General features: G+C 66.4%; 3 protein-coding genes. 2 read left to right on the top strand and 1 reads right to left on the bottom strand.

Annotation, left to right across the window (positions count from 1 at the left end; translation table 11 throughout):
- Nucleotides 1–295: 295 nt before the first annotated feature.
- Nucleotides 296–2,581, bottom strand: a complete 2,286-nt coding sequence (ptsP, locus tag QGG75_20635; protein MDP6069638.1) for a phosphoenolpyruvate--protein phosphotransferase — start codon at nucleotides 2,579–2,581, stop codon at nucleotides 296–298.
- Nucleotides 2,582–2,751: 170 nt separating this feature from the next.
- Between ptsP and QGG75_20630 the strand changes: the two genes are divergently transcribed.
- Nucleotides 2,752–2,898: a hypothetical protein gene (locus QGG75_20630; GenBank protein ID MDP6069637.1), complete on the top strand. Its 147-nt coding sequence runs from the start codon at nucleotides 2,752–2,754 to the stop codon at nucleotides 2,896–2,898.
- Between the two features lie 59 nt (nucleotides 2,899–2,957).
- Nucleotides 2,958–3,697: adenylate/guanylate cyclase domain-containing protein (locus QGG75_20625; protein MDP6069636.1), on the top strand; the 740-nt coding region annotated here is incomplete at its 3' end.

Here is a 3,697-nt window from a genome sequence, read left to right as displayed (position 1 = left end):
GTGGCAGACTGTTCCCTGGTGGGCGTGCAAATGGTCGATGTTTGAGTCGATGCTTGCATCTGTCATCTCCGATGGTTTGGGGTTGTTGGAAATCCAAACCTAACGGAAGCACGCTCACCAACCCATGGAATCTCCCCCATCCAGGGGGAGGGAAGAAAGCAAGGGCCACGGCCGGTTTTCGCTCCCTCCCCCCTTGTGGGGGAGGGTCGGGGTGGGGGGGCGGCAGCAGCATTTGACGCCGCTGCGCTATTCCTTCACACGCTCTTTCGCGGGAATGACGACTGGAGGACTTGCGCTAAACCTCGACACCGTTTTCCCGGGCGAAATCCTCGAAGGCGGTGCGTACGCTGCCGTGGTCCTGGCCGGCCAGGTCGCAGACCAGCCCGCGCAAGGCACCCACGTCGAGGCTGCGCACCATGCGTTTTAGCGCCGGCACCTCGGCCGCCGCCATCGACAGGCGCTCGATGCCGCAGCCCACCAAGGCCATGGCCTCGAGCGGCCGGCCGGCGATCTCGCCGCAGACGGTGAGCGGAATGGCGGCCTCGGCGGCGGCCGAAACGATCTCGCCGATCAGGCCCAAAAGGGGCGCCGACAGCACGTCGTAGCGGGCGTTGACACGGGGATTGTCGCGGTCGCTGGCGAACAGGTACTGCAACAGGTCGTTGCTGCCCAAGGAAACGAAATCGGCGGCGGCAAACAGCGGCCTGAGCTGCCACAGCAGGGCCGGCACCTCGAGCATGACGCCGACGCGCACGTCGGCCAGCGTGGCCAGGCTGGCGGCCCGGGCTTTTTCCAACTCGGCCTCGAGGACGCCGCGGGCATGGTTGAACTCGGCCAGCTCGGTGACCATGGGAAAGACCACGTCGAGGCGCTGGCCGGCGGCCCGGATCAAGGCGCCAAGCTGGTCCTCGAGGATGTCGGGGCGGTCGAAACCGACGCGGATGCCGCGCCAACCCAGCGCCGGATTGGCATCGCCCGAAGTCTCGAGATAAGGCAGCGCCTTGTCGCTGCCGATGTCGAGGGTGCGGAAGACCACCGGGCGGCTGCCGGCCCGGGCCAGGACCGAGGCATAAAGCTCGGCCTGGGCCGCCACGTCGGGATAGCTGTGGCGCCCCATGAAGGCAAGTTCGGTGCGAAAGAGGCCGATGCCCTCGGCGCCGCAGTCGTCGAGCCGGGGCACTTCGAAGGGAAAGCCGGCATTGAGCTCGATGGAGATGTGGCGTCCGTCGCGGCTCAGCGGCTCGAGCGCGGCCGTGGCGGCAAAATCGTCGGCCGGGCGGGAACGCCCGATGGAGCTCTCGTAGGCCTGCAGGGCGCGGGGCTCGGGCCGCACCACGATCTGGCCGCCGTCACCATCGACGATCAGCAGATCGCCCTCGGCCACCGCCTCGAGGGCCTCGCGGCAGCGCCCCACCACGGGAACGCCCAAGGCCCGGGCGACGATGGCCAAGTGCGAGGTCGGCGAGCCTTCGGTCAGCACCACGCCTTCGAGAAAAGCGGGGTCGAGATCCAGCAGCGCCGCCGGCCCCAGGTTGCGGGCGATCAGCACGGCCGGTTCTTCGAGCACGAGGGCGCCCGGGGCGCCATTTCCCAAGGGACCGATGAGGTGCCCCAGCAGGCGGTCGCCGAGATCGTCGAGATCGACCAGGCGCTCGCGCAAATAAGGATCCTGGGCCTTGGAGAGGCGGCCGCGAATCTCGTTCTGCACCAGCTGCACCGCCGCCTCGGCGCTGAGGCCGCCGCGCACGGCATCGGCGATGCGCTCGCGCCAGCCATGATCCTCGGCAAACATCTTGAAGGCCTCCAGCACCTCGCTGTGCTCGCCCAGCGCCGGCAGGGCCGAGCCCTGCAAATGGGCCTCGAGGCCGGTACTGAGCGCCGCGAAGGCCTGGTCCAGGCGAGCCAGCTCCGGCTCCAATTGCTCGGCCAAGGTGCGCTCGATGACGATTTCGCGCTGCACCCGGCGGGCCCGGCCGGTGGCCACGCCCCGGCTCAGCGATAGGCCGGCGATCAGGGCCGGCCCGGCCACGATTGGCGCCGCCGCCGGCGGCCGTTCCTCGACCGCCGTCGCCAGAACCTCGGCCAGCACCATGGCGACGGTCTCGCAGGCCTCGATCTCGGCTTCGGCGTAGCGCCGCCGCGTTACGTTCTGCACCACCACGACGCCCAGCACGCGGCCGGCACTCAGCACCGGCACGCCCATGAAGGATTGGTAGACTTCCTCGCCGGTTTCCGGCCGCAGCGCGAAATTGGGATGGCTCTGGGCGTCGGCCAGGGCTACCGGGCGGGCTTGTTCGGCAATCAGACCGACCAGCCCCTCCCCCTTTTTCAAGCGCGTCAGGTGCACGGCATCGCGGTTGAGGCCCTTGGTGGCAAACAGCTCGAGATCGCGCTGGTCGCGCAGCACGTAGATCGAGCAGACCTCGGCCGCCATGTAGTCGGCAATCACCGTCACCACTCGGTCGAGGCGTGCCTCGGTGGTGCCGTGGCCGGTCATCAACTCGCGCACCTGGCGCAAAAAACGGCGCGATCGCGCCCAGCCGTCATCCACCTTGGGTTTGTCTACGCTCTGTAACGTCACACCGCCGCCGTCCCTGCCACCATCGTTGCCATCAAACGTAAGGTTCCCCGCTCCCGGTTTCCAGTACAACCCATGCATACTCTAATGTGTTGCACTAGAAATATCTTATAATCCATTGTTATTAGGTATTTTTTTATTTGGCATTTATACACAGCAACTTCATCGTCACGATGCCGGACATCAAGTGCCGCCAGCCCAAGCTTGAGTTTGGGGTCAACCGCCAGGCGCTGGACTCGATCGGCCAGGTCGAAGAGGCGTCAAAGGATGTGCTCGATCTGCTAGGCAAGTTGGTGGGTTGGCACCACGATTTGCGCTAACCTCACCGCTGGGGCATCTCGGCGCGCCTCGATCAACCAAGCGGGGGAGCCTGGACGCAGTGAACGAATGCCCTGCCTGCCAGGCGGGCAATCCGCCTGAAAACAAGTTCTGCGGCCAGTGCGGCGGCCGGCTGCCGGGGTGCTGCCTCGCCTGCGGTGCGGCCAATCCGGCCGACCACATTTTCTGCGGCCAGTGCGGCGTCAGACTCGGGGATGCGGCCCCGCCCACTGTGGCTGCCCCGATCGAAACGGTAGCCGAAAGTGAAGCCGAACGCCGGCAACTGACGGTAATGTTCTGCGACCTGGCCGATTCGACGGCCCTTTCGGAACGTTTCGACCCCGAAGATCTGCGTGAAGTCATAAGCCAATATCAAGACGTCTGCGGCGGCCAGATCGAGGCTTTCGGGGGCTACATCGCACGCTATATGGGCGATGGCATCCTGGTCTACTTCGGCTACCCCCAAGCCCATGAAGACGATCCCGAACGAGCTGTTCGGGCGGGGCTCAGGATCATTGCCGGCGTGGCTGAACTGGAACCCCAGCCGGGGCTCCGCTTGCACGTGCGCATCGGCATCGCCACCGGCTTGGTGGTGGCCGGCGATATCATCGGCCAAGGCGCCTCGGAGGAGCACGCCGTGCTGGGCGTGACACCCAACCTGGCAGCCCGCCTGCAAAGCCTGGCAGAGGCCGACAGCGTCGTCATCAGCGACGCCACCCGGCGCATCGCCGGCGGCTTTTTCGACTACCGTGACCTCGGCCATCACCAACTCAAGGGCATCAGCGAACCGGAGCAAGCTTG

It is taken from the genome of Alphaproteobacteria bacterium (genome assembly GCA_030740435.1).
In the GTDB taxonomy this organism is placed as follows: Bacteria; Pseudomonadota; Alphaproteobacteria; order UBA2966; family UBA2966.
The sequence above is the reverse complement of the archived record's forward strand: the minus strand, read 5'-3'. Positions and strand labels throughout refer to the sequence as shown.